Below are 26,694 nucleotides of genomic sequence, written 5' to 3' on the forward strand. Positions count from 1 at the left end.
TTGACATGAAAAGCTTTTCATCATTTAGGTTATATATGCAGGGTAAATTTGGAAAAGGGGGATAACTAGTGGAAAATGAAATGAAAGTATTTCAATGGTTAAAAGAACAACAGGCTCCTTTTTGGGTTCGATTACAAATTTTACAGGTGTTTCAAATGTATAAATTAATTGTAGAGATGGATAGAAAATTAATGATGTACGAGGAGAAGGAGAACAGGGAAAGAAGTTAATTCGTTCCCTGAAGTATGATTTGTAACTTGTTTTGATTCTTCTTAATCTCCTGCTCATTAGTTGTTTCAAAGCTATACACAAGGTTATGGAGCAACGGACTGTATTGATAAAATTGAACGTTGCGTTCAAAGAATGATGAATCATGGTGGGGAGCAAGAATACAGTACTGTTTATATATGGAGTTTGTAAATTTACTACCAAAATCGTTATATAATCCAGCGAAATCAAAGGCAGGATCTCCAATTTGTGCATCACCAAAATCGATAATTCCCGCAATATTTCTTTGCTCCCCATTAAATAAAATGTGGTGATGTGTAAGATCAGCATGAATCACCGCTTTTTGAAAGGAAGACGAGCACATAGATTCAAAAAAATTCTCAAATAAGCAATCAAAAGCTTTTCTTTCTAGCGATGTAAGGGTAGGAGAAAGATAATCGTGCAATTTAGTTTGAATCTGTTGCCAGTATGTGAGTGGCCTCTCATCATAAAATCCCCATCCTATAGCATGTTCTATTGGGATCGTATGTAAAGAAGCAAGAAAGGTAGCAAGCTGTGTAATAATTGTTTCTCGTTCTATTGTATGTAATCCCGCTATAGTTTGTTCCGTTAGTAGCTCTCCATGAATGAGTTTATAATAACTACAAGATGGAGTTAAATCGTTTCCATACTTTAGAATATAAATTTGCTAATGAAGAAGTGTTGAAAGAAATGGAAGAAAGTTTTACTTATAATGCTATTACTTACATTTCGGGTATCGAGAATGGGGAGAAAAGTGAAATGCAATTAAGCTATAAGGTGAAAGTTGTAAAAGAAGATAATACGTTTAAAATTGCTAAGCAGTGGCAGCATGTAAAATGAAAATGTCCCCAGTAGGTGGGGACATTTTTTATATTTAAAGATTTTCGTTTTGTTGTCCAATTTCTTTTTTTGCAATTTCTAGATTTCCTTGTTCGATTTGCTTATGCGTATTTACAGAATCTCCTGCATAACCTTTTTGTGTTTTTACAACTCTTTTCGAAAAAACTGAGGTTTGTTTGTCCATATGAAATTTCCTTTCGATTAAAAGTAGACGAAAATAATGAGTACAAGTAATATTGCCCCAAAAATACCAATTCCAATTAAGAAGGAAGTGTTTTTATATTGAGGTGGTTTATGAATATCTTGCCGGTATCCAGGTGAGATTTCAGGAGCAAACTCTTCATCATAGGAGTGCTGTTTTTTCTTTTCATCCATAAGTTTATACCTTTCTTTTTCCTTATGTTATACGTTATAAAAGGGAACTATGCATAATGAAAAAAAGCCGCTATCATTAGCGACTTCTTTTCGATTGATATTTACGTTGTACTTGAAAGAGGCGAACGAGCAGAAAGGTAGCCCCGAATGCTAGTCCTAAAATAAGACCTATCCAATATCCCTTCGCTGCCCAGGAAGTGTAGGTTGCTAATATATATCCGAGCGGAAGTCCGATGACCCAGTAGGCGATAAGCGTCATGATTAAAGCGACATTTACGTCTTTATAACCACGGAGTGCACCTTGCACTGGAGTAGCAATCGCATCGGAAATTTGAAATAGAATGGCAAAGATGAGAAATTCTTTTGCTAAATCATGGACAGCGGCATCTGTAGTGTAAATAGATGCGATTTGATCGTCAAAGAAATAGAGCAGAATGGAATATAATAAGGCAAATACAAGTGCCAGACCAATACCGATAAACCCGTATTGTTTTGCATTTTCATATCGACTTGCCCCAACTTCAAATCCCACTGCAATTGTCATAGCCATTGCTAAACTTAAAGGAGTCATGTATAACAGTGATGCAAAGTTCATAGCTGCTTGGTGCGCTGCAATTGTCGTTGTACTAAAATTACTCATCATAAGTGTAACAGCAGCAAAAATACTCGTTTCAAAAAAGATCGCAAAGCCGATAGGTACACCAAGTTTTAATAGTTCTCTCCAACTCGAAAGAGATATGCGATATAACTTCTGGAAAATACCAAAGGATGCAAACGGCTCTTTCGTGCAGATAATAATGATAGTGATGATTAAAATACACCAATACGTTGCTGTGGAAGCAATTGCAGCGCCAACGCCGCCTAGTTTTGGGAATCCGAAATGACCAAAGATAAATACGTAATTTAAAATGACGTTAATTGGTAAAGAGAGTAGTGTAATAATCATTGTGGTACGTGTTTTCCCTAGGGCATCAATAAACCCACGCAATACGGTATAGATAAATAAAGGGATAATACCAATTGCAATAATACTTAAAAACTGAGAGGCAATGTGTTCCACTTGTTCTTCTAAATGCATGCCTTTTAGAATTGGTGAAACAGCAAGGAAGCCTATGAGTATAACAATGAAACTAACACTGATAGCTAAATATACAGCTTGTATCACAACGTGAGGAACGGCACCTTTTTGCTTAGAGCCAACAAGATGCGCGATAATAGGAGTAGTGGCCATTAAGATTCCAGTTAACCCCGTACTAACTGGAATCCATACGCTAGTTCCGATTGCAACCCCTGCCAAATCGGTAGGACTTGCATGTCCCGACATTGTCGTATCAAAAAAACTCATTGCAAATAAAGACATTTGCGTTACAAAAATCGGGAAGAATAGTAATACAAATTGTTTCGTTTTCTGTGAGAGTGAGTTGGTTTCTTTCATAAAAGCTCCTTTCCGCATAAGAACAAACTCTTATCATCATACAATTTAATCAAAAAATAGAAAAGAAATACGCGCATGTGCACATGAAATAGATGAAAAAAAAGATGCACTTTAAAGAGGGATAAGGTATTATGGTAAGGTGTGAAAAATTACATATTAGTTATTAAGGAGGCACTATTCGTGGCTGATTGGTTAATTGGATTAATCATGGGTGCTGTTGAAGGATTGACAGAGTTTTTACCGGTTTCATCAACAGGACATATGATTTTAACAGGGCATTTACTTGGATTTGACGACGAGAGAGCGAAAGTCTTTGAAGTTGTTATCCAATTGGGATCGATTTTAGCGGTTGTCGTTATATTTTGGAAACGTTTATGGTCATTAGTTGGAATAGGGAAAGTAACGGAAGGGCCATCGTTAAACTTACTACATATCATTATCGGGATGATTCCAGCAGGAATACTTGGTGTGTTATTCCATAGTACAATTAAAGAAGTGCTATTTGGTCCAGGACCGGTTGTTATTAGTTTAGTTGCAGGTGGTATTTTAATGATTGTTGCTGAGAAGTTTTCAAAACCAAGTACAGCAAGAACATTAGATGAAATCACATATAAACAAGCATTTACAATTGGAATGTTCCAATGTTTAGCGTTATGGCCAGGGTTTTCACGTTCTGGATCTACAATAAGCGGTGGTTTATTAGCACGCGTGTCGCATACAGCGGCAGCTGAATATACATTTATTTTAGCGGTACCGATGATGGTGGCTGCAAGTGGATTAGATTTAATTAAAAGCTGGGATGTACTAAGTGCAGCTGATCTACCATTATTTGCAAGCGGGTTTATTACAGCGTTTGTTGTAGCGATGCTTGCAATTGTTTCATTCTTAAAATTATTGTCTCGTGTAAAGTTAACACCATTTGCATATTATCGTTTTATCTTAGCAGCGGTGTTTTATTTCTTCATTATGTAATAAAAAAACTGCCATTCGGCAGTTTTTTTTATTTTACGATTTTTTCAATCATATTTTCCAGCACATGCTCCCATAGGGAAGTATCATCGGCTAGTGTTGCACGGAAATTGGCATACATTTCTTTTTGTTTTTCTTCAAATAGCGGATCCTCTTTTTCTGGTAATGTAGCGCGCATAGAAGTCACTAACTCTTGTACTTTTGGAGCGCGTGGTCCCCAAACGGCTTGTTCATTTCCTTCTCTATCGATAAAAATAAAGATTGGAATGGCACGAGCTGTTCCGTTCGTTAAGTATTGATCCATTAATTCTAGGTTTTCATCGCGAATGAGTAATTTCATATCAATATTAGAAACTTCACAAATTCGTTTCATTACAGGTACGCATAGTAGAGCATCCCCACACCAGTCGGCTGTTAATACGATAACGCGCCATCCATCATTTTGTCGTTCTTCTAAAACAGGAAGCAACTCGTTTGGAATTAAAAAATTATTATAAATATGTAAAAGCTCATATTGGTTAACAGTCATTTCATTTACGTATGTATCAAAGGACATGCCTTTATCAGCCCATTGTTGTAATGTCATATGTAACACCTCTTTAGTATATTTTGCTTTCATTGTACCAATTTTTATAGAGAAAAGCTTGTAATCTTACTCTTTCTTTTTATTATCAGTAGGTCATAATTTATCTAAAGTAAAAAAGACAAGGACAATCAGTAGTTCAGCTCTATTTGATATTGTAACATTTTGTATCCAATCATCGGCAGTATGCATAACGAGCCAATCAAGTGAGGTTTCTATAAGAGAAAGAAGTGAGAAAGGGAGCTACTTTTGCATGTACGTTAATAAAGTTTTTAAAAGAACTTTAAAAAATAATATGATGAAATGAGTAAATCCATCTAAAATAAGAAGTAATAAAAAAATAATAGTAGGGCGGTTCGTGAAGTATATTCTACACCAATTAATCGAAAAACTCCGACATACGCAAAGAAAATGAATATAAAAGAGATAATAATGAGAAAAGTAATACTACCAATGATTAAACTTTTCTCTTTTTTGTTTAAATCAGAAAATTTATCCTCGTCCTTCTCCATGATACCCCCTTAAAATATTTGAATTTAAATGGTAAATATTTCATTTTTTGATTATAGCATAAATATGTGATGAGGAATCGTACTCTTTTTGTAGCCCAATTGAGCTCATAGAACCTAGAGTGTATGGAAAAATAAGGTGACAAAAAGCATATTATAGGATAAAATAATTAATAAAGTTTTTATTTAACTAAATGAAATAAAATAAAAGGAGATGTAAATGATGTCTCATAATCGTGAGCAATTAATGGAGGACCTATCTACCAACGTCTTTGCTATGTTTCGCTCGTTGCGTAATGATATTGGAAAAATATTTGGCGGTTACATACCATGGAATGAGTTTCTTGTCCTACGTATACTAAACCGTAATGATAAAGAGATGGTTTCACGCGTAGCGAACGAATTAAATGTATCAAATAGTCATATTACAGCTGTGACGGAAAAACTCATTAATAAGGGTTTTGTGATGCGTTCACGTTCTACATCTGATCGCCGTGTTGTATATTTAGAGATTACGGAACAAGGGAAAGAGTTGGTTGCAAAAATGGAGGCTGCGAAAAAACAGTATTTAAAAGAAAGATTTTCGGCTTTATCCGGAGAAGAGATGCACACCATGATATCTATTTCAAAGAAGCTTATATAGAAAGAGTATGAAATATGTAGTTAGAAATCCTTTCCTGATTTTTGGGGAGGTTTTTTTATTTGTTTCGCATTAATGGGGAATAGGCTTACGCCTTAAGGATTAGAGGCGAGATGGAGGTTTACTGCTCATAAAAGCTACATTGGTAAGGATAATCCTCAGTGTTGAGAAGAAAACTTTCACTGATGGAAGTTTCACTTTATATGAAATAAAAAACGAGATGTGCATGATTGTAGCGATAAAGACAATACTATTCATACTAAAAGATGAAAGGAGAAAGAAAGATGACAAATCGCAATGGTAGTCAAGGAAGTGGAAATCAAGGCTCGCCGAAATCAGGACAATTTCAACAAGAATTCAGTTCAGAGTTTGTAACTGGTAATGATAATAAAGGAAAAGAATATCGTTCGAAAAAAGGAAGTAAATCAAAAAAGGAGTGAATACATTCACTCCTTTTTTTGGGAAGCTACGGACCTGTCTGTATTGTATTTTGAAATAAAAAATAAACCATCTCGTTAGCACAAGATGGTCATGGAAGGGGAACAATTTATGTCAATTTTAATTAGGGATGGAAAGCTGTTCGAGACACTGGGGAATGTCTCATTATTAGGGAGGAACAGCTTCGGAGGAACAGCTTCGATAGTTATAATATAAAAGATASGTGTGAATTCAATGTGAATTTGAAGTGAAAGGGATAGGGAATTTTCAATAATTAGTTGGTTGTGAATAATAGGAAGTAGGTAGATTGATTGATAGGTTTTCTTATGATAGAGGGGAATAGCTACTATGTAACTGTTGTTCAATTTGAAATTTAGGATTCAGGTTAATAAGAGATAAAAAAATAGACCACCTTTGTTAGAACAAGGTGGTCATGGAAGGGGAACAATTTATGTCAATTTTAATTAGGGATGGAAAGCTGTTCGAGACACTGGGGAATGTCTCATTATTAGGGAGGAACAGCTTCGATAGTTATAATATAAAAGATASGTGTGAATTCARTGTGAATTYGAAGTGAAAGGGATAGGTATTTTCAAATTATGTTTAGGTATTTGTGAAAAATTATCAGTAGAAGGTTCTTGATTTTAGAGGGAATAGCTAATATGAAAATTTTCAGGAGAAATAGAGAAGATAGTAAGAATAAGGGAGGTTGATTAGAAATTTTTAGTAACGGTATTTTATAAGTGAATGGGCTAGGAAATTAGGTCAATAACAGTTTTATCTTATATGAAAATAAAAGTTGAAATCTATGAAAAAAAGGATTATGCTCAACTATATTATAAGAGTATAGAAGTTTATTTCTCTACTAGATGGATGCTATCTCAGTGTGATGGGAAATTATGTTAAATGAAAGTTTTATTTTATTAAGGGAGTTAGTGATATGAAAGCAACAAACAAACAAGGATTTTATAATCGTTTTATACGGTTAAGTCCGCCGCAAATTTTAGCAATGGGCTTTTTTTGTTTAATTGTTGTCGGGGGAATGTTATTAAAACTACCATTCGCGACAAAAGAATCAATTAGTTGGGTAGATGCTTTTTTCACAGCAACATCGGCAGCAACTGTAACAGGTTTAGGAGTTGTAGATACCGCAAGTACGTTTACAATGTTTGGTCAAATTGTCATTATGTTTTTAATTCAAACAGGTGGTCTTGGATTAATGACCATTGCAATTTTAATTGTTTGGGTATTAGGAAAAAAAATTGGCTTGCGTCATCGTTTGTTAATTGGAGAAGCCTTTAACCAAACGAATATTGGCGGACTTGTAAAATTAGTGAAACGAGTCTTTATTTTTTCTATTTGTATTGAACTAGTAGGAGTTGTTTTTTTATCCATTCGATTTATTCCAGAATTCGGTTTTGGGAAAGGTTTATATTATAGTTTTTTTCACGTTATTGCAGCATACAATAATGCAGGATTTGCCTTTTGGCCAGATAACCTGACACGTTATGTAGGAGATCCTATTATTAATATTGGGATTTGTTCTTTAATTGTTATAGGTGGTTTAGGGTTTACTGTGTTAATTGATATATGGTATAGTCGTAGTTTTCAGAAACTATCACTTCATTCGAAAGTTATGATTATTGGAACAATAGTACTTAATATTATTGCCATGATTGTAATTTTTGTATTGGAGTATAATAATGTGAAAACATTAGGACCACTATCTTTAAGCGAAAAGCTATGGGCTTCATTCTTCCAAGGTATTACGCCACGTACTGCTGGATTTAATACGGTGGATTATGGAGGCATGGAAGAGACATCAATATTATTTACGATGATTTTAATGTTTATAGGTGCAGGAAGTGTATCGACAGGTGGCGGAATTAAATTAACGACATTTGTTATTTTAATTACATCAGTTGTTTCTTTTTTTAGAAAGAAAGAAGATTTTGTTTTATTCCATCGTACAATCAAAATGTCGACAGTAACGAGAGCGTTAGCGATTGCGGTTGCTAGCCAAATTCTTATTTTTGTAGCAGTATTTTTATTGATGCTTACAGAAAACTTTAGTTTTGTTCAACTGTTATTTGAAACGATTTCAGCGTTTGGTACAGTTGGATTGACGATGGGGATTACAGCCAAGTTATCAGCCATTGGAAAATGTATCATTATGTTTGTTATGTTTTGTGGGTTAATTGGACCGTTAACACTGGTATTTTCTTTAGCGCGACCAGCAAAACAAAAGATTCGATACCCATCAGAAGATGTTTTTACAGGATAAGGTATCTCGCGAAAAGCGAGATACCTTTTTTCTTTAAAAAAGTGAGAATAATAAACCGATTATTGCAGCGCGGAATAAGATGGCAACAACTGCCGCAATTCCTCCAACAACTGCTGCAATTCCACCGGTTACAGTAGCTCCGCGATTATAAGCATAAATGCCGAGCAAAACCGAAACAAGTCCAAAGAGTGTTGGGAATGTAAAGAGTGACAGTACAGCAAGAGCAAGAGCGATAAATCCTGCTGTGGCTCCTGATGTTTTTGATTTTCCATCGTCTTTATCATCATAGTTAATACGCTGAGGCGCAACCTCTGCCGCATACTCTTCTTTATAATCCCCTTCGGTTCTATGGTGTTCATTAAATTTATCAGTCAAGGTAATGTCTCCTTTCATAGCAAGGTTCATTAGTAGTATGTATATCTTTTTCTTTTTTATCCGGCTATTTGTAGGTAGTAACAGAAAAGAAGGTAGGTGGGAAATAAATTTCCGTAGACGGTCAGTTGTTGAAGGATAACCATCAGTGAGGATGAATCTCAAACTGATGGGAGCTCCTCTTTATTAAATTGAAGGAGATGTGAACTGTTTTTAGTTTTTAAGCGGAGGCAAATAGTTAATAAAACAGTATTTTTTATGAATTGTAAAACTTGGTATGAGTTCCTCTATTTTGGAAAGTATAAAAAAGAATGATGAGGAAAAGGTGGTTTAGATGATGGAACATCCAATTGAAAACTTAATGAAAACAGCAATGACAAATTTAAAAGAGATGGTTGATGTAAATACAATTGTTGGAAGTCCTGTTTCGACAGCTGATGGAAATGTTGTGTTGACTGTCTCAAAAGTAGCTTTTGGGTTTGGTGCAGGAGGAAGTGATTTTAAAGGAGAAACGTCTAGTGGTGTGAAAAATACTACAGGACAAGGGCAGCACAAAGAAACGAGAAAAGGTCACCCATTTGGAGGAGGAAGCGGTGCGGGGGTTTCAATCAACCCAGTTGCGTTTTTAGTTGTAGGGTCTGGTGGTGTGCAAGTGTTACATTTACATAGCGGTACACATTTGATTGAGAAAGCGTTAAACACAGTGCCAAGTGCTATGGATAAAATTGTAAAAGGTCGTTAAGAAACAAACTTGCATTTTTTAGGAATTATGATATATTAGAAAAAGTGTGTTTAGGGACGATAAATATAATTGCAATGTAAATATATATGATTGATGAAATAAGGGAGAGGACTTATGATTAATATCAAGAATTTTGTTGTCGGCTTATGTATGTTAGTAAGCGGGTTTGTTGTTTATGTAGTAAAAGAAAAAGCGCCATTTTAAAAACAGACAGATCGTAACGTCTGTTTTTATTTTGTTAAAATAAATATTGACGAATTATTTTTTAAATGTTAAAATTACATTTCGTGTCTCGGTTACAGCTAGTATATATTGGATATTTTTATAAATGTAACATGAAAAGTTTGCGAAAGATCGGGTAATTTTATCAACAACTTTTGTGAACAGACCCTAAAAAGTTAAATTTGTAAGCTATACACATACTAGTGTATCAGGAGCGGTCAGAGGAACCGTATTGATGAGAGAGAGGTAGGGCTTTCATCCAGTAAATGTTACTTTCCCGTTAGGTGAATATAAAAAAGAGAAGTCTCCTTTTCATAAGGGGGCTTCTCTTTTTGTATAAGGTACATACAATAGACACGATATTTTATAGTCTACTTTCAACTTGTTGACAAATTTCATCCGTTGTTAAGCCACTTGCTTCAATCACAGAACCTTTGGTAGCTACATTACTAATTCCCATCACGTTAGAATCTAGTCCAGTTACAACGCAACAATCGCACCCTTGTGCATCGTTTTCTGAGCGCAGTGAGATAATTTCATATCCTTTTTGCTGTAGTGCTTGCTGAACATCTGTTAAAGAATCTTCAACACCAATTTTCGCCATATTTTTCACCTCCTACCATCTAGTAATATGCTCAAATTTTCAGGAGATATTTACATTTTTTTTAGGGAGAGAAGATAGGAGCTTATTGTGTTACAGGTAGAAAGTTATAATCGCATTATAAAAAGTAGGCCGAATCATCTGATTGGTTCAACTATCCATCAGCGGAGAGTGAAGGAAACACCACTGATGGAAGTTTCACTTTATTAGTCGTTATACACACCAGTAAGCATTTGACTTACAAATTGATCGTTTAATTTATCTTGAGTAGAATGGTCATTGGATTGAATGTCAATGGAAGCGGTAAAGTTATCATTGTGTTCTTCATTTGGAGATACTTCTACATAGTTGTTGAATTTACAAAAACCTTTCGTATCCATTAAGTCAAATAGTTGCAGCATTGCCACTACTTCTTGTCTCGTTCCCTTAATTTGTACACATGCCATATTATTTTCCTCCTTGATTTGACAAATTGTTTTTTAAAAATAGGATTATGAGTGCTACATGAAAAATATGATTGTTATTTGTGAACAATTTTATTTTGCTTATTTTCCTTCTTTTCAATCAAAATTCATTTTTATTCTCGAATATATAAAATCGGACATCCGTGTATTGAATACAATAGATTCGCATCATTTGACAAAAATCCTTCTTCTAAACAAATATTTTTTAGAGTAAAAATTGATAAAAAAATTTTTTTGACATTTTGTAAACGTTAACAATGTTGGTAAATCAATATCAATAGGGATGTACATAAAATTAAAAATTGTAAATTTTCTAAAAATTATCTTGATTTATTTAAAAAGGAGAGTAAACTAGGAAACAATAAAAAATTCATAGAACATAGGGGGGCGCTTTTAAGTGAACGAGCAATGGATTTTCTTAAATGGAGAATTTGTACCAAAAGACGAAGCTAAAGTTTCAGTATATGATCATGGTTATTTATATGGAGATGGGGTGTTTGAAGGAATTCGTGTCTATAGTGGTAATGTTTTCCGTCTTAAAGAACATCTTGTCCGTTTATATGAATCAGCAAAATCCATTATGTTAGAAATTCCATATACGTTAGAAGAAGTGACCGGGATTGTTGTTGACACTATCCGCCAAAATAAGTTATCTAACGGGTACATTCGATTAGTTGTTTCAAGAGGTGCTGGAAATCTTGGATTAGATCCTGATTCTTGTTCGAAACCGAATGTAGTTGTAATTGCAGAACAATTATCTTTATTCCCGTCAGAATATTACGAAAAAGGAATTCCGGTTGTAACGGTTGCAACTCGTCGTAATCGGCCAGACGTATTAACACCACAAGTAAAATCTTTAAACTATTTAAATAATATTTTAGTTCGAATTGAGGCAAAACTAGCTGGAGTACAAGAAGCGCTCATGCTAAATGAACAAGGTTATGTTGCTGAAGGATCTGGCGATAATGTATTTATTGTAAAAGGAAACAAATTAATAACACCGCCAAGTTCGGCAGGAGCGTTAGAAGGAATTACAAGAAATGCTATTTTGGAAATTGGAGAAAAGCTTGGATATGACGTAAGAGAAGAATTATTTACAAGACATGATGTATACGTAGCTGATGAAGTGTTTCTAACAGGAACTGCGGCTGAAGTTATTGCAGTTACGACAGTTGATGGACGCACAATTGGTTCTGGAAAAACGGGTCTACATACAAATCGTTTACTAGAAGAGTTTCGTAAATTAGTTGTGGAAGATGGGGAAAAAATTTACGAAGAAAATAAGGTTGGATGATGAAAGAATGAATGATTCATTCATGATGAAATTGTAAAGCGTTGATAGGGAGGAGTAGTTGATTGTGAAGCCTCACAGAGAGTCGGTGGTTGCTGGAAACCGATGGTTCACGTCGACGAACATCGCCCTTGAGTGCTAAGCTGAAGCATTTGCCTAGGCTTAGACGGTAGCTCCGTTATTAGCTAGGCTCTCTCAAGAGTCACTGAGGCAAGAACTGTTCTTGCGAAGAAGGGTGGTACCGCGAAATCTTTCGTCCCTTCAGCACATAGCTGGAGTGTGGACGTAGGATTTTTTTATTGTATAAAACAATTTTAAAGGGGGTTCGTAAGAGCGATGTCTTCGAAAACGGAAGAGAAAATGGCAACTGGTGCACAGCTGTTGTTAGAAGCATTGGGAAAGGAAGGCGTAGAAGTTATTTTTGGTTATCCAGGAGGTGCTGTTCTGCCGCTTTATGATGCAATTTATGATTGTGAAATTCCTCATATTTTAACAAGGCATGAGCAAGGAGCGATTCATGCAGCGGAAGGATACGCGCGAATTACAGGAAAACCTGGTGTTGTCATTGCAACAAGTGGTCCTGGTGCGACAAATGTAATTACTGGCCTTGCAGATGCGATGATTGATTCATTACCACTTGTTGTTTTTACAGGGCAAGTAGCTACAACTTTAATTGGGAGTGATGCTTTTCAAGAAGCGGATATTATGGGACTTACGATGCCGGTAACAAAACATAATTATCAAGTACGCAGAGCATCTGATTTAGCGCGGATTATTAAAGAAGCTTTTCATATTGCGAGAACAGGACGACCGGGTCCAGTCGTTATCGATCTTCCGAAAAATATGGTAGCAGAACAAGGAGAGCGATGTAGCAACGTACAAATGGATTTACCAGGATACCAACCAAATTATGAACCTAATCCACTGCAAATTAACAAGTTATTACAAGCGATTGCTTCTGCAAAGAAACCATTAATTCTAGCTGGAGCCGGTGTCTTACATGCGAAAGCTACACGAGAACTAGCTGATTTTGCTCGAATGCATCGTATACCTGTTGTTCATACACTCCTTGGATTAGGAGGATTTCCACCAGATGATGAATTATTTCTAGGGATGGGTGGAATGCATGGTTCCTATACGGCAAACATGGCTTTGTATGAGTGTGATTTACTCATAAATATCGGTGCAAGATTCGATGATCGTCTTACAGGAAATTTAGAGTGTTTTGCGAAGGAAGCAACTGTCGCACATATTGATATCGATCCAGCGGAGATCGGGAAAAATGTTCCTACAGCAATTCCAATTGTCGCTAGTGCTAAGCAGGCGTTAGAAGCAATGTTAGATTCTAAGGAAAGAAAAGAAAATCACCAAGAATGGCTTTCACTTTTAAAAAGTAGAAAAGAACAATATCCGTTTTTTTATAAACAAGATTCAGAAAAAATTAAACCTCAAGCAGCAATTGATATGTTATATGAAATTACAAAAGGGAAAGCCATTGTTACAACCGATGTTGGTCAGCATCAAATGTGGGCTGCACAATATTATCCGCTGAAATATCCAGATAAATGGGTAACATCAGGAGGGCTTGGCACGATGGGGTTTGGGTTTCCAGCAGCAATTGGTGCGCAAATCGCTAAGCCAGAAGAATTAGTCGTAGCAATAGTTGGTGATGCGGGTTTTCAAATGACATTACAAGAACTAAGTGTATTAAAGGAACATTCTTTGCCAGTTAAAATTTTGATTTTAAATAATGAAGCTTTAGGGATGGTAAGGCAGTGGCAAGATGAGTTTTATAACCAAAGGTATTCTCATTCATTGCTTTCTTGTCAACCAGATTTCGTAGCACTCGCTCACGCCTACGGTATAAAAGGGGTAAGAATTGAAGATCCATTACTTGCAAAGGAGCAATTACAAGAAGCAATTGCATTGCAAGAGCCTGTAGTGATCGATTGCCGGGTACTTCAGTCTGAAAAGGTTATGCCGATGGTTGCTCCTGGAAAAGGTGTTCACCAAATGGAGGGGGTGGAAAAAAGATGAAAAGGATTGTTACAGCAACTGTTCGAAATCAGAGCGGAGTATTAAATCGAATTACAGGTGTTATGACGCGAAGGCATTTTAATATTGAAAGTATCTCGGTTGGTCACACAGAATCATCAGATATTTCGAGGATGACATTTGTCGTACATGTTGAAAATGAACAGCAAGTTGAACAGTTAATTAAACAGCTTCATAAACAAATTGATGTACTCAAAGTATCTGATATTACAGAAGAAGCTATGATTGCAAGAGAACTCGCTCTTATTAAAGTAGCAACATCAAGTGTATCAAGAGCGGAATTATACAGTTTAATTGAGCCATTTCGAGCCGCTGTAATAGATGTTGGGAAGGATTCCATAGTTGTGCAAGTAACAGGTACGCAAGAGAAAGTAGAGGCTTTAATTGAACTACTGCGCCCATATGGTTTAAAAGAAATTGCAAGAACAGGTGTGACTGCTTTTACACGTAGCATGAAAAAACAAGATAAACAAATTATGTTAATTCATTAATCATTTAAATATAGGGGGAAAAGAAAATGGCAAAAGTTTATTATGAAAAAGATGTAATGGTAAATGTATTAAAGGGAAAGAAAGTAGCGGTTGTTGGATATGGATCACAAGGTCATGCTCATGCACAAAACTTACGTGATAATGGTTTTGAAGTAGTAATTGGACTAAGGCCAGGGAAGTCATGGGAGAAGGCGAAAGAAGATGGATTTTCTGTATATTCAGTAGCGGAGGCAACGCATTCAGCAGAGGTAGTAATGGTTCTTCTACCTGATGAATTACAGTCAGAAGTGTATGAAGCAGAAATTGCACCGAATTTACAATCGGGAAATTCTCTCGTATTTGCTCATGGATTTAACGTTCATTTTAATCAAGTAACGCCACCAGAGGATGTAGATGTATTTCTAGTAGCGCCAAAAGGACCAGGGCATTTAGTACGTCGTACGTTTGCCGAAGGCGGAGCTGTTCCAGCGTTATTTGCTGTATATCAAGATGCAACCGGAATGGCAACTGAAAAAGCACTATCTTATGCAGATGGTATTGGAGCAACGAGAGCGGGAGTGTTAGAAACAACGTTTAAAGAGGAAACGGAAACAGATTTATTTGGAGAACAAGCTGTTCTTTGCGGGGGCGTTACGGCACTTGTAAAAGCCGGATTTGAAACACTAGTTGATGCGGGATATCAGCCAGAACTTGCATATTTTGAATGTTTACATGAATTAAAACTAATTGTTGATCTTATGTATGAAGGTGGACTTGAAAATATGAGATATTCCGTTTCTGATACAGCGCAGTGGGGAGACTTTGTATCAGGACCACGTGTTGTAACAGAGCATACGAAGAAAGCGATGGATGAAGTATTAAAAGAAATCCAAGATGGAACATTTGCAAGAGGATGGATTGCAGAGCATAAAGCAGGAAAACCACATTTTCATGCGACAAACGCAAAGGAAAATGAACATCAAATTGAAGTTGTTGGACGTAAATTACGTGAGATGATGCCATTTGTACAACCGAAAGTAAGGGCGGAGGTTAAATAATATGAAACAGATTTTGTTCATGGATACGACGCTTCGTGATGGCGAACAATCACCCGGAGTTAATTTAAATGAACAAGAAAAGTTGCAAATTGCTAGGCAGTTAGAAAAACTGGGGATAAATGTAATGGAAGCGGGATTTGCAGCAGCTTCTGAGGGGGATTTTCGCTCTGTAAAGCGTATTGCAGAAACCATTCAAAATGCTTCTATTATGAGTTTAGCGAGGGCAAAGGAAATTGATATTCGCAAGGCATATGAAGCAGTAAAAGCTGCGGTTTCACCTCGTCTACACGTCTTTTTGGCAACGAGTGATATTCATATGAAATATAAGCTTTGTATGTCAAAAGAAGATGTATTAGATAGTATTCATCGTTCTGTCGCATTAGGAAAATCTTTATTTCCGACAGTACAATTTTCTGCAGAAGATGCGACAAGAACAGGACGCACCTTTTTAGCGGAAGCTGTGGAAGCTGCCATTCGTGCCGGGGCAGATGTTATTAATATCCCTGATACAGTAGGTTATACAAATCCAGAAGAATATTATTCTCTTTTTAAGTATTTACAAGAATCCGTTCCTTCTTATGAACAAGCGATTTTCTCTTGTCATTGTCACGACGATCTCGGTATGGCAGTGGCAAACTCCTTAGCTGCTATTGAAGGCGGGGCACTGCAAGTAGAGGGAACCATCAATGGTATTGGAGAGCGGGCTGGTAATGCGGCTTTAGAAGAAGTAGCAGTTGCTTTGCATATTCGAAGAGACTATTATGAGGCACAGTCTTCAATCACACTAAAAGAGATTAAAGAAACAAGTACATTAGTTAGTCGTTTAACGGGAATGGTTGTACCGAAAAATAAAGCGATCGTTGGAGCAAATGCATTTGCTCATGAATCGGGTATCCATCAAGATGGTGTTTTAAAAGAAGTAACAACGTATGAAATTATTGAACCGGAACTTATTGGTGAATCACAAAATCTATTTGTACTTGGAAAACATTCTGGACGTCATGCATTTACTGAAAAAATGAAAGAATTAGGTTATGAATTTACAGAAGAAGAGCGAGATATAGCATTTGGGGCATTTAAAAGACTGGCAGACCGTAAAAAAGAGATTACAGAAGAAGATTTACGTGCACTTGTGCTTGGGGAAGCAGCATTTTTAACACAGCGATATAACATTAAACAGTTGCAGGTACATTTCGTATCAAATAGCACACAATGTGCAACAGTTGCACTAGAAGATGAGGAAGGGAATGTATATGAAGATGCGGCAACTGGGGCAGGTAGTATTGAAGCAATTTATAATGCGATTCAAAGAATTCTAGGGCTTGAGTGTGAGTTAGCTGATTATCGCATACAATCTATTACACAGGGCCAAGATGCACTTGCTCATGTTCATGTCGAATTAAAAGAAGGACTCCATCAAGTTTCGGGATTTGGTGTTGCACAAGATGTACTAGAAGCATCAGCTAGAGCTTATGTACATGCAGCAGGAAAATTAAAGGCGTTGTTAACTCTTGTAAAGTAATAATTTGATAAGTGAGGGGAAGATTCCCTTACTTATCAAATTTATATTCTGAAAATTAAAAACATAAATAAAGGGGTGCTTATAATTTGGAAAAACGTATCGTTTGTTTAGCGGGTGATGGTGTTGGACCAGAAATTATGGAGAGTGCTAAAGAAGTATTACACATGATTGAAAGATTATATGGTCATCGCTTTTATTTACAAGATGAACAGTTTGGCGGGGCTGCCATTGATTCACTTGGGCAACCATTGCCATCAAGAACACTTGCAGCATGTTTAGCAAGTGATGCAGTGTTACTAGGAGCGGTTGGTGGACCTAGGTGGGATGAGGCGAAAGAACGACCAGAAAAAGGGTTACTCGCTCTTCGAAAAGGGCTTGGTGTATTTGCGAATGTTCGTCCTGTTACCGTAGATGCTGAAACATCTCACTTATCTCCATTAAAGGTAGCTGATGAAGTTGATTTTGTTGTTGTTCGGGAATTAACAGGTGGGATTTACTTCTCTTTTCCAAAAGAAAGAACAGAAGCAGTAGCAACAGATACACTTACTTATCATCGTCATGAGATTGAACGTATTGTTTCTTATGCTTTTCAACTAGCAAGTAAACGGCGTAAAAAAGTCACTTCTATCGATAAAGCAAATGTTTTAGAGTCAAGTAAACTATGGAGATTAGTTACAGAAGAAGTAGCGCTTCGTTATCCAGAGGTAGAGATTGAGCATATTTTAGTAGATGCCGCAGCGATGGAGTTGATTCGTAATCCAGGTCGGTTTGATGTTATTGTAACGGAGAATTTATTTGGTGATATTTTGAGTGATGAGGCTTCTGTATTAGCAGGATCACTCGGAATGCTTCCATCAGCAAGTCATGCGGAGAACGGTCCGTCATTGTATGAACCAATTCATGGATCAGCACCAGATATCGCAGGGAAAAATAGAGCAAATCCAATCGCAATGATGCGCTCTGTTGCAATGATGCTTGAGCAATCATTTGAATTAAGAAGAGAAGGATACGCAATTGAATCAGCGATTTCTGCAGTTCTTCGTTCGGGAAAATGTACAGCGGATATAGGTGGGAATGAAACGACATCTTCGTTTACAAAAGCTGTGCTTCAAGAGATGGAAGAACAAGCGCTAGTTGGGAGAGGAAGATAATGGGAAAGAGGCTGTTAGATAAGCTGTGGGAAAGACATGTTGTTGCTACAAATGAAAATGGATTAGATTTATTATATATTGATCTCCATCTCGTGCATGAAGTGACGTCACCGCAAGCCTTTGAAGGCTTGCGGCTTGTAAATCGGGCTGTTCGGAGACCGGATTTAACGTTTGCAACGATGGATCATAATATTCCAACAAAGGATGTTTGGAATATTACAGATCACATTGCAAAACAGCAATTAGATACGCTTCGGGAAAATTGTAAACAATTTCATGTTCCATTAGCGGATATTGGTGATGAATCACAAGGGATTGTTCATGTTATTGGTCCGGAACTTGGACTGACGCAGCCAGGCAAGACAATTGTATGTGGGGACAGTCATACGGCAACCCATGGTGCGTTTGGAGCACTAGCATTTGGGATAGGGACGAGTGAAGTGGAACATGTACTAGCCACTCAAACATTGTGGCAACGAAAACCAAAAGCAATGGGAATTGAATTAAAAGGAAAATTGCCAAAAGGAGTATACGCAAAAGACATTATCTTACACCTTCTCGCCACATATGGAGTAGCAATTGGAACTGGATACGTTATGGAGTTTTATGGAGAAGCAATTGCAGATATGGAAATGGAAGAACGGATGACACTTTGTAATATGGCAATTGAGGGTGGAGCAAAAGCAGGGATTATAGCGCCAGATGAGAAAACATTTGCTTATGTAAAAGGGCGTGAGTATGCGCCGAAAGAGTTTGAACTTGCAGTAGCAAAGTGGAGTGAACTTTATACAGATTTAGATGCAATCTATGATATGTGTTTTTCGATAGATGTTACAAAATTAGCACCTTATGTAACGTGGGGAACAAATCCAAGTATGGGCATTCGTATTGATGAGCAGTTACCAGGAAAAAATGATGAAAATGACGAAAGAGCTTTTGCGTATATGGGGCTTGAACCGGGGCAAAGTGTATTTGAAATCCCAGTAAGACACGTTTTCATCGGTTCTTGTACGAATTCTCGTTTATCAGACTTAGAAATCGCCGCAGCTGTTGTAAAAGGAAAAAAAGTAAAAGATGGTGTACGTGCACTTGTTGTACCGGGATCAAAAAGTGTGAGAGAAGCGGCGATGAAAAAAGGATTACACCATATATTTGAAGAAGCTGGATTTGAGTGGAGAGAGCCTGGATGTTCTATGTGTCTCGGAATGAATCCAGATCAAGTACCTGAAGGGGAACATTGCGCATCCACTTCTAATCGTAACTTTGAAGGAAGACAAGGAAAAGGGGCAAGGACACATCTTGTAAGTCCAGCGATGGCTGCAGCTGCAGCGTTATATGGTCATTTCGTGGATGTGAGAAAGGAGAGCTATGATGGAGCCATTTCGTATTCATAAAGGAACTGTTGCAGTGCTTATGAATGACAACATTGATACAGATCAAATTATTCCAAAACAATATTTAAAGAGGATAGAAAGAACAGGATTTGGACAGTTTTTATTTGATGAGTGGCGATACAACAATGATCGCCAAGAAAATCCTGATTTTCCACTAAATGCGCCGGAGAGAAAAGGGGCAAGCATACTTATTTCGGGAGATAATTTTGGTTGTGGTTCTTCAAGAGAACATGCGCCATGGGCACTTGCTGATTATGGATTCCGGGTTATTATTGCAGGAGGATTTGCAGATATTTTTTATATGAACTGTATGAAGAATGGCATGCTTCCGATTGTGATGGAAAAAGAAATGCGTGAAAAGCTTGCGGATTTTGAGCCGAGGGCTGTAATAGAAGTGGATTTAGAGAATGAAATCATTACAACACCGCAGCATCGGTTTCCTTTTACGATTGAAAAGATGTGGAAGGATAAGTTATTAAATGGTTTAGATGAGATCGGAATCACGATGCAATATGAACAAAAAATTCAAGAATACGAACAAAAAATAGCTCACTAGATTTTTGAGCGAGCTGTAATAAAAAATGAATATAAGGTTCGAATTGTATTTACTTTCTGAATTTAGTGTTATATACTATGTGAAAATAAGAGGAGAAGGGGAGTAAGGATTATGTTTACAGTACAATCTATCAATATGCTTACACAACTACATCATCATACATAAACCCTTGATCCTAGCGTGAACAACGTGTAGGTACAAGGGTTATTCCCATTGTACCTACACTCTATGAAAGAGCCTTGTAGGTATTTTTTCTACAAGGCTCTTTTTATTTTGTTCGTGATGGCTACGGTGGGCATACATTAGAAGGGAAAGGGAGTGTGATGTTATATGACAAAGTGGAAGCGAGCAAATCCAAATGGAACAAGGGACTATGTATTTGAAGAATGTACATTAATTGAAGAAACTGAACAAAAGCTAAGACGTACTTTTTTAGAAAGAGGATATGAGGAGGTTAGAACGCCTACGATTGAATTTTATGATGTGTTTTCGTTTCAAAACCGCCCGATAGATGAGGAGAAAATGTATAAATTTTTTGATCAGCAGGGACGTATTATCGTTTTACGTCCAGATATGACGATTCCCTTAGCGAGGGTAATTGGCACGCATGGTGGAGATTCTCCTGTGAAAGTAACATATAGCGGGAATGTGTTTCGAGCAAATGAATCACTTTCTGGAAAATATAATGAGATCATTCAAACGGGGATTGAAATCATTGGGATTGATAACGTGCGAGCTGAAATAGAATGTGTTGTAAGTGTAATTCAAGCACTTCAAGGAGTAGGGATGCATTCTTTTACAATTGAATTAGGTCAAGTTCAGTTATATAAGTGCATTATCAAAAAACTTTCGTTTAAGGAAGAAGAAGAGATGTTATTGCGCACGTATATAGAAAGTAAAAATTATGCGGCTTTATCGAATTTTTTACAAGAGAAAAATTTAGATCGAAGTGATGAGACAGTACGATTACTTGAGAAATTACCAAGATTATTTGGAAAGCTGGAGGTAATTGAGGAGGCAGAAAAACTTGCTTCTAATGACGAAATGAGGCAAGCAATCGCGCGGATAAAAGAAATTTATAAAACGATTGGGAAGTTAGGATATGGCTCATATATATCAATTGATTTAGGGATGATTCAACATCTCCATTATTATACAGGAGTTATTTTTAAGGGGTATATATATGAGATTGGAGAAGAAATTGTGAGCGGGGGAAGATATGATGAATTGATTGGGAATTTTGGCGAGATGGCGCCAGCTGTTGGGTTAGCTGTACAAGTAAATCAAATTGTTAGGGCACTGCAGGAACAACAAGAATCAGTAAAGCGAAAGCAACTAGACGTGATGATTTATTATACCTTGGACTGGTTAGCGGAGGCTGAAAGGTTATGCAATTTACTTCAAAAAGATGGGTGGAAAGTGGAGCTATCTTTATTTGATAGTTTGCAAGACACCTTTCAATTTGCAAGAAAGAATAGGATCACAACTGTAATTGAAGTAGCAGGAGAATCGTTAGTGGAATATGTTTGGAAAGAAAAATGGATGATGCAGAAAGAAGGGGAAGCTTCGTGCGTAACATTCAAATTGCGTTAACAAAGGGAAGACTTGAGAAGCATGTCATTCCGCTTTTCGAGAAAATTGGGATTGATTGTTCAGAAATTATGGATAAAGGAAGAAAACTTGTGTTCCAAAGTGCGAATACCAATATTTCATTTATTCTAGTTAAAGCGGTTGATGTTGCAACTTATGTAGAACATGGTGTTGCAGATATAGGGGTTGTTGGAAAAGATATTTTAATGGAATATGAGAAAGATATATATGAAATGGTGGATTTGAAGGTGGGGTGCTGTAAGTTTTGTGTTGCATCGATTCCGACATATAATCCGGCAGGTTATCGGAAAAAGAGAATTGCTACAAAATATCCACATATTACTTCTAATTATTTTCGTGATAAGGGCGTGGATGTAGAAATTATTAAAATAGAAGGTTCTGTAGAAATCGCCCCGCTTCTTGGATTAGCAGATGCCATTGTTGATATTGTAGAAACTGGTAAAACATTGAAAGCAAATGGCTTAATTGTATTTGAAGAAATGCATTCCATATCTGCTCGAATGATTGTAAATAAAGCTGCTTTAAAAACTAAAAAAGACGAAATATTCAGTGTTATAAAAAAGATGGAGTGTATCATTGCTGAAGGAAAATAAAGGAGGGGCGTAATGGAGATTATTTATGAAGAATTTACAGAAGCATTATCTAGAATAAAGTTGTTAAGAGAACGCGCCAATATAATAGAAGAAACTGTTCAATTGCGTGTAAGAGAAATTGTTCAAAAAGTGGGAGAAAGAAGAGATGAAGCGTTATTTTCATATACAAAAGAGTTTGATGGTATTGAGATAGCAGAATGGCGTGTGGCAAAAGAAAAAATAGAGAATGTAAGTAAAGATGTATCGAGTTCATTTCTAGAGGCGTTGCAAGAGGCAAAGAAAAATATCATATCATACCATGAAAAACAAAAGAGGCAGTCTATTTTTGATTGTGAAAAAGAAGGAATCATTCGCGGACAAATCATTCGGCCGCTAGAAACGGTTGGTGTATATGTACCAGGAGGAACAGCAGCATATCCTTCATCCGTACTTATGAATGTATTGCCAGCTAAAATTGCTGGTGTTCAGAAAGTTGTAATGGTGACACCACCAGGAAGGGGCGGGGTAGATCCTCATATTTTAGTAGCTGCAAAACTTTCTGGTGTAGACGAAATTTATACAGTAGGTGGCGCTCAAGCAATTGCAGCTTTGGCATATGGAACGGAATCGATTCCTAAAGTGGATAAGATTGTTGGGCCAGGAAATGTATATGTTGCTCTTGCAAAGAGAGAAGTATATGGGGTAGTGAATATTGATATGATTGCTGGTCCATCAGAAATTGTGGTAATCGCAGATGAAACAGGGAACGCATCATTTATTGCTGCTGATTTATTATCACAAGCGGAACATGATATTAGAGCGACAGCGATTTGTATTACAACAAATGCAACGCTAGCGAAAGAAATAGAAAGAGAAATAGAAGTACAGCTTCGGGCATTACCGAGGAGTGAGATAGCTCGTGAATCCATTGAACGAAATGGAGCAATCCTTATTGTACCATCGCTAGAAGATGCGTTTCAATTATCGAATGAAATAGCACCGGAGCATTTAGAGTTACATATAAATGAGCCGCTGAATGCTTTAGCTTATGTAAAGCACGCAGGTTCTATCTTCATTGGTCCATATGCACCAGAACCACTTGGAGATTATTTTGCAGGACCGAATCATGTATTGCCGACAAGTGGAACAGCACGTTTCTTTTCGCCGTTATCAGTGGATGACTTTGTGAAAAAATCAAGTTTTGTCTCCTATACGAAAGAAGCTTTAAAAAGCGTACAGCATCACATCATAAATCTTGCAGATAAAGAAGGTTTACATGCGCATGCCAGAGCAATTCAAATTCGATTTGAGGAGGAAAAATAATGCGACAGGCAAGTCAAGAGCGGGGAACGACAGAAACAAAAATTAAACTAAGTTTACAACTAGATGAAAGTGCAGATGTTTCTATTCAAACGGGCGTTGGATTTTTTGATCATATGCTAACTTTGTTTGCAAAACATGGTCGATTTGGATTGCAAATTGCAGCTTCGGGAGATGTATTTGTTGACGCTCATCATACTGTTGAAGATGTTGGAATTGTGCTCGGAAATTGCTTAAAAGAAGCATTGCAAAATAAAGAGGGCATTAACCGCTACGGTGCAGCATATGTACCAATGGATGAGTCATTAGGGTTTGTGGCAATTGATATAAGCGGGAGGTCTTATCTTGTATTTCAAGGTGAGCTAACAAACCCGAAATTAGGAGATTTTGATACGGAGTTAACAGAAGAGTTTTTTCGGGCGGTTGCTCATGCTGCAAATATTACATTGCATGCACGTATTCTATATGGAAGTAATACACATCACAAAATTGAAGCTTTGTTTAAAGCGTTTGGACGCGCGCTTAGGGAAGCTGTAGATAAGAATGAAAAGATTGTCGGTGTAAACTCTACGAAAGGAATGTTGTAATTGATTGCAATTATAGATTATGGGATGGGGAATATTCGAAGTGTGGAACAAGCGCTAACATGTATTGGAGCAAAATATACTGTTACGGATAACGAAAAGAAAATAATGGAAAGTCATGGTGTTATCTTACCAGGAGTGGGTGCCTTCCCGAAAGCAATGGATGCTTTAAAGGAAAAAAATCTTGTTTCGGTACTACAAGAAAGTGGGAAATCGGGGAAACCGTTACTTGGGATATGTCTAGGTATGCAACTTTTATTTGCCGAAAGTGATGAAATAAAGAACTCTATGGGACTTGGTTTGTTGCCAGGGGTGATTCGAAAATTAAAAGTCCCTTATAAAATACCACATATGGGATGGAATCAATTAAAGAAAACAAGAGAAATACCGCTTTGGAATGAAGTGGAAGACAATTCATTTGTATACTATGTTCATTCTTATTATGCAGATTGTCCAAGTGATCTTGTTTGCGGGAGTAGTGAATATGGAATTGAGATTCCAGGTTTTGTAGCAAAAGGGAATATACTCGGATTGCAATTTCATCCTGAAAAAAGTGGTGAAATTGGAATACAAATGCTAAGAAATTTTAAAGGAGTGGTAGAGGTATGGAAATCTTCCCAGCGATCGATTTAAAAGAAGGGCGATGTGTTCGGCTTTATCAAGGAGAGTTCAACAAAGAAACAGTGATGAATGAAAATCCGGTGGCGCAAGCAGTGTTATTCGAACAACTAGGGGCGAAAATGTTACACATTGTTGATTTAGATGGGGCGGTTGCTGGGCAAGCGGTAAACTTGTCTGTCATTGAAGATATATGTAAAACAGTTCGTATTCCAGTGCAAGTTGGAGGGGGAGTACGGTCTCTTGCAGCAGTTGAAATGTTGTTATCAGTAGGTGTAAAAAAAGTTATTTTAGGAACGGCTGCTTTGTATGACCGTTCATTTTTAGAAGAAGCAGCTCGTTTATACAGAGAGAATATTGTTGTTGGTATTGATGCGAAAAATGGTTATGTTGCAACGAGAGGGTGGCTTGATATATCTGAAATTTCTTACATTGAACTTGCGAAACAAATGGAGAGTGTAGGTGTGAAAACGATTATTTTTACAGACATTTCGAAAGATGGCACGCTTCTCGGACCGAATTTTGAACAATTACGGTTGCTACAAGAAGCAGTGTCAATTCGTATTGTTGCTTCGGGCGGGGTATCTTCACTCCAAGATGTGGAAAAGTTGAATGCGATGAATATGTACGGTGTAATTATCGGTAAGGCGCTCTATGAAAAAACAATCGACTTAGAATTCGCTTTGCAGGTAACAAAGTTATGTTAGCAAAGCGAATTATTCCTTGTTTAGATGTAAAGGCTGGCCGCGTTGTAAAGGGTGTGAATTTTGTAGGGTTACAAGATGTAGGGGATCCTGTTGAAATAGCTGGCTTGTACAATCAGGCAGGTGCAGATGAAATTGTTTTTTTGGATATTACAGCAACGCATGAAGGTAGAAAAACGATTGTGGATGTTGTAGAAAAAACGGCGTCAAAAGTATTTATTCCTCTTACAGTTGGGGGAGGTATTTCAACTGTTCAAGATATGTATACTTTGCTAAGAGCAGGTGCTGATAAAGTTTCGGTTAACTCAGCTGCGGTGCGAAACCCAACGTTAATCGGGGAAGGTGCTGAACATTTTGGTTCGCAATGTATTGTGGTAGCAATTGATGCAAGGAGAGTAAAAGAGAACAAATGGAACGTATATGTAAATGGTGGCCGGGTTGATACGGGGATTGATGCGATTGAGTGGGCAAAGCAAGCTGCTGAACTAGGCGCAGGTGAAATTTTGCTCACAAGTATGGATGCTGATGGAACGAAGGATGGTTATGATCTTCGTTTGACAGAAGAAATTTCTAAAAATGTTTCTGTACCAGTCGTTGCTTCGGGAGGATGTGGAAATGCTGCACATATTGTAGAAGTGTTTCAAAAAACATCGGCAAATGCAGCTTTAGCGGCATCTATTTTTCATTATGGTGAGTCTACGGTACAAGAAGTGAAGCGAAAATTACGAGAGGTGAAAGTTGAGGTGAGATTATGAGACCTGATTTTTCAAAAGGGCTCTTGCCAGCTGTTGTGATAGATGAGGAGACAAGTGAAGTATTAATGTTAGCTTATATGAATGAAGAAGCATACGAAAAAACAGTAGAAACAAAAAATACATGGTTCTATTCACGCTCAAGGCAAACATTATGGAACAAAGGGGAAACATCAGGTCATGTTCAATATGTCAGGTCTCTTTATTTAGATTGTGATCAAGATGCAATTGTAATGATTGTAAAGCAAGTTGGACCAGCGTGCCATACAGGTAAGAAAACATGTTTTCATCATAAAATTATATAGGAGGCCTG

The 26,694-nt window shown here is 37.0% G+C and carries 32 protein-coding genes, 1 pseudogene and 1 other annotated feature; of the genes and pseudogenes, 24 read left to right on the forward strand and 9 right to left on the reverse strand.

What is annotated here, in order from left to right; all coding sequences use genetic code 11:
• Nucleotides 1–68: 68 nt before the first annotated feature.
• Nucleotides 69–230, forward strand: a complete 162-nt coding sequence (locus AZF08_RS30985) for a hypothetical protein (protein WP_033675431.1) — start codon at nucleotides 69–71, stop codon at nucleotides 228–230.
• Here the strand turns inward: AZF08_RS30985 and AZF08_RS26610 are convergent.
• Complete coding sequence (locus tag AZF08_RS26610) at nucleotides 227–913, reverse strand: aminoglycoside phosphotransferase family protein (protein WP_082246089.1); 687 nt, start codon at nucleotides 911–913, stop codon at nucleotides 227–229. The genes AZF08_RS30985 and AZF08_RS26610 overlap by 4 nt on opposite strands.
• Here AZF08_RS26610 and AZF08_RS26615 point away from each other — a divergent pair.
• Nucleotides 877–1,089 carry a hypothetical protein gene (locus AZF08_RS26615; RefSeq protein ID WP_033675432.1) on the forward strand — a complete coding sequence of 71 codons (213 nt, stop codon included), beginning with the start codon at nucleotides 877–879 and terminating at the stop codon, nucleotides 1,087–1,089. The two genes, AZF08_RS26610 and AZF08_RS26615, sit on opposite strands and share 37 nt — an antisense overlap.
• A 34-nt stretch (nucleotides 1,090–1,123) precedes the next feature.
• On the opposite strand, the gene AZF08_RS30990 is transcribed toward AZF08_RS26615, so the two are convergent.
• The 3 genes from AZF08_RS30990 to AZF08_RS26630 all read right to left on the reverse strand — a co-directional run bounded on the left by AZF08_RS30990 (nucleotide 1,124) and on the right by AZF08_RS26630 (nucleotide 2,899).
• On the reverse strand, nucleotides 1,124–1,273 hold the full coding sequence (locus AZF08_RS30990; RefSeq protein ID WP_033675433.1) for a hypothetical protein: 150 nt from the start codon (nucleotides 1,271–1,273) through the stop codon (nucleotides 1,124–1,126).
• A gap of 17 nt (nucleotides 1,274–1,290) precedes the next feature.
• The gene (locus AZF08_RS26625; protein ID WP_033675434.1) at nucleotides 1,291–1,464 is read right to left on the reverse strand and encodes a hypothetical protein; all 174 of its coding nucleotides are present in this window, start codon (nucleotides 1,462–1,464) and stop codon (nucleotides 1,291–1,293) included.
• A gap of 76 nt (nucleotides 1,465–1,540) precedes the next feature.
• Entirely contained in the window at nucleotides 1,541–2,899 is a 1,359-nt protein-coding gene (locus tag AZF08_RS26630) for an MATE family efflux transporter (RefSeq protein ID WP_033675444.1), read from the reverse strand.
• 180 nt (nucleotides 2,900–3,079) lie between these two features.
• On the opposite strand from AZF08_RS26630, the gene uppP reads away from it, so the two are divergent.
• Complete coding sequence (uppP, locus tag AZF08_RS26635; protein WP_033675436.1) at nucleotides 3,080–3,871, forward strand: bacitracin resistance undecaprenyl-diphosphatase; 792 nt, start codon at nucleotides 3,080–3,082, stop codon at nucleotides 3,869–3,871.
• 28 nt (nucleotides 3,872–3,899) lie between these two features.
• On the opposite strand, the gene AZF08_RS26640 is transcribed toward uppP, so the two are convergent.
• Together AZF08_RS26640 and AZF08_RS26645 are read right to left on the reverse strand one after the other, a co-directional pair.
• Complete coding sequence (locus AZF08_RS26640; protein ID WP_082246090.1) at nucleotides 3,900–4,487, reverse strand: thioredoxin family protein; 588 nt, start codon at nucleotides 4,485–4,487, stop codon at nucleotides 3,900–3,902.
• Nucleotides 4,488–4,547: 60 nt separating this feature from the next.
• A pseudogene (locus AZF08_RS26645) lies at nucleotides 4,548–4,963 on the reverse strand (YrvL family regulatory protein).
• 220 nt (nucleotides 4,964–5,183) lie between these two features.
• On the opposite strand from AZF08_RS26645, the gene AZF08_RS26650 reads away from it, so the two are divergent.
• The 3 genes from AZF08_RS26650 to AZF08_RS26660 all read left to right on the forward strand — a co-directional run bounded on the left by AZF08_RS26650 (nucleotide 5,184) and on the right by AZF08_RS26660 (nucleotide 8,322).
• A complete protein-coding gene (locus tag AZF08_RS26650; protein ID WP_033675438.1) occupies nucleotides 5,184–5,603 on the forward strand; it encodes a MarR family winged helix-turn-helix transcriptional regulator in 420 nt (139 codons plus the stop codon).
• Nucleotides 5,604–5,884: 281 nt separating this feature from the next.
• Nucleotides 5,885–6,040: a hypothetical protein gene (locus tag AZF08_RS26655; protein WP_033675439.1), complete on the forward strand. Its 156-nt coding sequence runs from the start codon at nucleotides 5,885–5,887 to the stop codon at nucleotides 6,038–6,040.
• A gap of 938 nt (nucleotides 6,041–6,978) precedes the next feature.
• On the forward strand, nucleotides 6,979–8,322 hold the full coding sequence (locus AZF08_RS26660; protein ID WP_033675208.1) for a TrkH family potassium uptake protein: 1,344 nt from the start codon (nucleotides 6,979–6,981) through the stop codon (nucleotides 8,320–8,322).
• 33 nt (nucleotides 8,323–8,355) lie between these two features.
• Here AZF08_RS26660 and AZF08_RS26665 read toward each other — a convergent pair whose 3' ends face one another.
• The gene (locus tag AZF08_RS26665; RefSeq protein WP_082246083.1) at nucleotides 8,356–8,715 is read right to left on the reverse strand and encodes an imidazole glycerol phosphate synthase; all 360 of its coding nucleotides are present in this window, start codon (nucleotides 8,713–8,715) and stop codon (nucleotides 8,356–8,358) included.
• A gap of 316 nt (nucleotides 8,716–9,031) precedes the next feature.
• Between AZF08_RS26665 and ytfJ the strand changes: the two genes are divergently transcribed.
• Together ytfJ and AZF08_RS26675 are read left to right on the forward strand one after the other, a co-directional pair.
• The gene (gene ytfJ, locus AZF08_RS26670; protein ID WP_033675210.1) at nucleotides 9,032–9,436 is read left to right on the forward strand and encodes a GerW family sporulation protein; all 405 of its coding nucleotides are present in this window, start codon (nucleotides 9,032–9,034) and stop codon (nucleotides 9,434–9,436) included.
• 114 nt (nucleotides 9,437–9,550) lie between these two features.
• Nucleotides 9,551–9,640 (forward strand): hypothetical protein, encoded by a 90-nt coding sequence (locus tag AZF08_RS26675; protein ID WP_033675211.1) that lies wholly within the window; start codon nucleotides 9,551–9,553, stop codon nucleotides 9,638–9,640.
• A 382-nt stretch (nucleotides 9,641–10,022) separates the two neighbouring features.
• On the opposite strand, the gene AZF08_RS26680 is transcribed toward AZF08_RS26675, so the two are convergent.
• Both AZF08_RS26680 and AZF08_RS26685 read right to left on the reverse strand, forming a co-directional pair.
• Nucleotides 10,023–10,262 (reverse strand): YkuS family protein, encoded by a 240-nt coding sequence (locus tag AZF08_RS26680; RefSeq protein WP_033675212.1) that lies wholly within the window; start codon nucleotides 10,260–10,262, stop codon nucleotides 10,023–10,025.
• A 203-nt stretch (nucleotides 10,263–10,465) separates the two neighbouring features.
• Nucleotides 10,466–10,705: a DUF3911 family protein gene (locus AZF08_RS26685; protein ID WP_033675214.1), complete on the reverse strand. Its 240-nt coding sequence runs from the start codon at nucleotides 10,703–10,705 to the stop codon at nucleotides 10,466–10,468.
• Nucleotides 10,706–11,120: 415 nt separating this feature from the next.
• Between AZF08_RS26685 and ilvE the strand changes: the two genes are divergently transcribed.
• The 16 genes from ilvE to hisI all read left to right on the forward strand — a co-directional run bounded on the left by ilvE (nucleotide 11,121) and on the right by hisI (nucleotide 26,686).
• Nucleotides 11,121–12,017 (forward strand): branched-chain-amino-acid transaminase, encoded by an 897-nt coding sequence (ilvE, locus tag AZF08_RS26690; RefSeq protein WP_033675215.1) that lies wholly within the window; start codon nucleotides 11,121–11,123, stop codon nucleotides 12,015–12,017.
• 32 nt (nucleotides 12,018–12,049) lie between these two features.
• Nucleotides 12,050–12,278, forward strand: a binding site (T-box leader).
• A 72-nt stretch (nucleotides 12,279–12,350) separates the two neighbouring features.
• On the forward strand, nucleotides 12,351–14,051 hold the full coding sequence (ilvB, locus tag AZF08_RS26695; protein ID WP_033675217.1) for an acetolactate synthase large subunit: 1,701 nt from the start codon (nucleotides 12,351–12,353) through the stop codon (nucleotides 14,049–14,051).
• Entirely contained in the window at nucleotides 14,048–14,560 is a 513-nt protein-coding gene (gene ilvN, locus AZF08_RS26700; protein WP_033675223.1) for an acetolactate synthase small subunit, read from the forward strand. The genes ilvB and ilvN overlap by 4 nt, the downstream gene beginning before the upstream one ends.
• A gap of 26 nt (nucleotides 14,561–14,586) precedes the next feature.
• Nucleotides 14,587–15,597: a ketol-acid reductoisomerase gene (ilvC, locus tag AZF08_RS26705; protein WP_033675225.1), complete on the forward strand. Its 1,011-nt coding sequence runs from the start codon at nucleotides 14,587–14,589 to the stop codon at nucleotides 15,595–15,597.
• 1 nt (nucleotide 15,598) lies between these two features.
• Nucleotides 15,599–17,119: a 2-isopropylmalate synthase gene (locus AZF08_RS26710; protein WP_033675226.1), complete on the forward strand. Its 1,521-nt coding sequence runs from the start codon at nucleotides 15,599–15,601 to the stop codon at nucleotides 17,117–17,119.
• Between the two features lie 86 nt (nucleotides 17,120–17,205).
• Entirely contained in the window at nucleotides 17,206–18,270 is a 1,065-nt protein-coding gene (leuB, locus tag AZF08_RS26715; protein ID WP_033675227.1) for a 3-isopropylmalate dehydrogenase, read from the forward strand.
• The gene (gene leuC, locus AZF08_RS26720) at nucleotides 18,270–19,664 is read left to right on the forward strand and encodes a 3-isopropylmalate dehydratase large subunit (RefSeq protein ID WP_033675228.1); all 1,395 of its coding nucleotides are present in this window, start codon (nucleotides 18,270–18,272) and stop codon (nucleotides 19,662–19,664) included. The genes leuB and leuC overlap by 1 nt, the downstream gene beginning before the upstream one ends.
• A complete protein-coding gene (leuD, locus tag AZF08_RS26725; RefSeq protein ID WP_033675229.1) occupies nucleotides 19,642–20,220 on the forward strand; it encodes a 3-isopropylmalate dehydratase small subunit in 579 nt (192 codons plus the stop codon). Before leuC ends, leuD begins: the two co-directional genes overlap by 23 nt.
• Before the next feature lie 330 nt (nucleotides 20,221–20,550).
• Entirely contained in the window at nucleotides 20,551–21,813 is a 1,263-nt protein-coding gene (locus AZF08_RS26730; protein WP_033675230.1) for an ATP phosphoribosyltransferase regulatory subunit, read from the forward strand.
• Nucleotides 21,789–22,424 carry an ATP phosphoribosyltransferase gene (gene hisG, locus AZF08_RS26735; RefSeq protein WP_033675231.1) on the forward strand — a complete coding sequence of 212 codons (636 nt, stop codon included), beginning with the start codon at nucleotides 21,789–21,791 and terminating at the stop codon, nucleotides 22,422–22,424. The genes AZF08_RS26730 and hisG overlap by 25 nt, the downstream gene beginning before the upstream one ends.
• 12 nt (nucleotides 22,425–22,436) lie before the next feature.
• Complete coding sequence (hisD, locus tag AZF08_RS26740) at nucleotides 22,437–23,726, forward strand: histidinol dehydrogenase (RefSeq protein WP_033675232.1); 1,290 nt, start codon at nucleotides 22,437–22,439, stop codon at nucleotides 23,724–23,726.
• Nucleotides 23,726–24,310 (forward strand): imidazoleglycerol-phosphate dehydratase HisB, encoded by a 585-nt coding sequence (gene hisB, locus AZF08_RS26745; protein WP_033675233.1) that lies wholly within the window; start codon nucleotides 23,726–23,728, stop codon nucleotides 24,308–24,310. The genes hisD and hisB overlap by 1 nt, the downstream gene beginning before the upstream one ends.
• Nucleotides 24,311–24,940, forward strand: coding sequence for an imidazole glycerol phosphate synthase subunit HisH (gene hisH, locus AZF08_RS26750; RefSeq protein WP_033675234.1), 630 nt, complete (start codon nucleotides 24,311–24,313; stop codon nucleotides 24,938–24,940).
• Nucleotides 24,913–25,632 (forward strand): 1-(5-phosphoribosyl)-5-[(5-phosphoribosylamino)methylideneamino]imidazole-4-carboxamide isomerase, encoded by a 720-nt coding sequence (gene hisA, locus AZF08_RS26755; protein ID WP_033675235.1) that lies wholly within the window; start codon nucleotides 24,913–24,915, stop codon nucleotides 25,630–25,632. The genes hisH and hisA overlap by 28 nt, the downstream gene beginning before the upstream one ends.
• Complete coding sequence (gene hisF / locus AZF08_RS26760) at nucleotides 25,626–26,384, forward strand: imidazole glycerol phosphate synthase subunit HisF (protein ID WP_033675236.1); 759 nt, start codon at nucleotides 25,626–25,628, stop codon at nucleotides 26,382–26,384. The genes hisA and hisF overlap by 7 nt, the downstream gene beginning before the upstream one ends.
• Nucleotides 26,381–26,686, forward strand: a complete 306-nt coding sequence (gene hisI, locus AZF08_RS26765) for a phosphoribosyl-AMP cyclohydrolase (protein ID WP_033675237.1) — start codon at nucleotides 26,381–26,383, stop codon at nucleotides 26,684–26,686. Before hisF ends, hisI begins: the two co-directional genes overlap by 4 nt.
• The last annotated feature ends 8 nt before the right edge of the window (nucleotides 26,687–26,694 follow it).

Source organism: Bacillus gaemokensis, assembly GCF_001590835.1.
Taxonomy (GTDB): Bacteria; Bacillota; Bacilli; order Bacillales; family Bacillaceae_G; genus Bacillus_A; species Bacillus_A gaemokensis.

What these genes read in the sequence shown, in the direction of transcription:
- AZF08_RS26615 (WP_033675432.1), top strand. Translation starts at nt 877, where the DNA reads ATGGAGTTAAATCGTTTCCATACTTTAGAATATAAATTTGCTAATGAA.
- AZF08_RS30990 (WP_033675433.1), bottom strand. Translation starts at nt 1,273, where the DNA reads ATGGACAAACAAACCTCAGTTTTTTCGAAAAGAGTTGTAAAAACACAA.
- AZF08_RS26625 (WP_033675434.1), bottom strand. Translation starts at nt 1,464, where the DNA reads ATGGATGAAAAGAAAAAACAGCACTCCTATGATGAAGAGTTTGCTCCT.
- AZF08_RS26630 (WP_033675444.1), bottom strand. Translation starts at nt 2,899, where the DNA reads ATGAAAGAAACCAACTCACTCTCACAGAAAACGAAACAATTTGTATTA.
- AZF08_RS26640 (WP_082246090.1), bottom strand. Translation starts at nt 4,487, where the DNA reads ATGAAAGCAAAATATACTAAAGAGGTGTTACATATGACATTACAACAA.
- AZF08_RS26650 (WP_033675438.1), top strand. Translation starts at nt 5,184, where the DNA reads ATGTCTCATAATCGTGAGCAATTAATGGAGGACCTATCTACCAACGTC.
- AZF08_RS26655 (WP_033675439.1), top strand. Translation starts at nt 5,885, where the DNA reads ATGACAAATCGCAATGGTAGTCAAGGAAGTGGAAATCAAGGCTCGCCG.
- AZF08_RS26660 (WP_033675208.1), top strand. Translation starts at nt 6,979, where the DNA reads ATGAAAGCAACAAACAAACAAGGATTTTATAATCGTTTTATACGGTTA.
- AZF08_RS26665 (WP_082246083.1), bottom strand. Translation starts at nt 8,715, where the DNA reads ATGAAAGGAGACATTACCTTGACTGATAAATTTAATGAACACCATAGA.
- ytfJ (WP_033675210.1), top strand. Translation starts at nt 9,032, where the DNA reads ATGGAACATCCAATTGAAAACTTAATGAAAACAGCAATGACAAATTTA.
- AZF08_RS26675 (WP_033675211.1), top strand. Translation starts at nt 9,551, where the DNA reads ATGATTAATATCAAGAATTTTGTTGTCGGCTTATGTATGTTAGTAAGC.
- AZF08_RS26680 (WP_033675212.1), bottom strand. Translation starts at nt 10,262, where the DNA reads ATGGCGAAAATTGGTGTTGAAGATTCTTTAACAGATGTTCAGCAAGCA.
- AZF08_RS26685 (WP_033675214.1), bottom strand. Translation starts at nt 10,705, where the DNA reads ATGGCATGTGTACAAATTAAGGGAACGAGACAAGAAGTAGTGGCAATG.
- ilvB (WP_033675217.1), top strand. Translation starts at nt 12,351, where the DNA reads ATGTCTTCGAAAACGGAAGAGAAAATGGCAACTGGTGCACAGCTGTTG.
- ilvN (WP_033675223.1), top strand. Translation starts at nt 14,048, where the DNA reads ATGAAAAGGATTGTTACAGCAACTGTTCGAAATCAGAGCGGAGTATTA.
- ilvC (WP_033675225.1), top strand. Translation starts at nt 14,587, where the DNA reads ATGGCAAAAGTTTATTATGAAAAAGATGTAATGGTAAATGTATTAAAG.
- AZF08_RS26710 (WP_033675226.1), top strand. Translation starts at nt 15,599, where the DNA reads ATGAAACAGATTTTGTTCATGGATACGACGCTTCGTGATGGCGAACAA.
- leuC (WP_033675228.1), top strand. Translation starts at nt 18,270, where the DNA reads ATGGGAAAGAGGCTGTTAGATAAGCTGTGGGAAAGACATGTTGTTGCT.
- leuD (WP_033675229.1), top strand. Translation starts at nt 19,642, where the DNA reads ATGGAGCCATTTCGTATTCATAAAGGAACTGTTGCAGTGCTTATGAAT.
- AZF08_RS26730 (WP_033675230.1), top strand. Translation starts at nt 20,551, where the DNA reads ATGACAAAGTGGAAGCGAGCAAATCCAAATGGAACAAGGGACTATGTA.
- hisD (WP_033675232.1), top strand. Translation starts at nt 22,437, where the DNA reads ATGGAGATTATTTATGAAGAATTTACAGAAGCATTATCTAGAATAAAG.
- hisB (WP_033675233.1), top strand. Translation starts at nt 23,726, where the DNA reads ATGCGACAGGCAAGTCAAGAGCGGGGAACGACAGAAACAAAAATTAAA.
- hisA (WP_033675235.1), top strand. Translation starts at nt 24,913, where the DNA reads ATGGAAATCTTCCCAGCGATCGATTTAAAAGAAGGGCGATGTGTTCGG.
- hisF (WP_033675236.1), top strand. Translation starts at nt 25,626, where the DNA reads ATGTTAGCAAAGCGAATTATTCCTTGTTTAGATGTAAAGGCTGGCCGC.
- hisI (WP_033675237.1), top strand. Translation starts at nt 26,381, where the DNA reads ATGAGACCTGATTTTTCAAAAGGGCTCTTGCCAGCTGTTGTGATAGAT.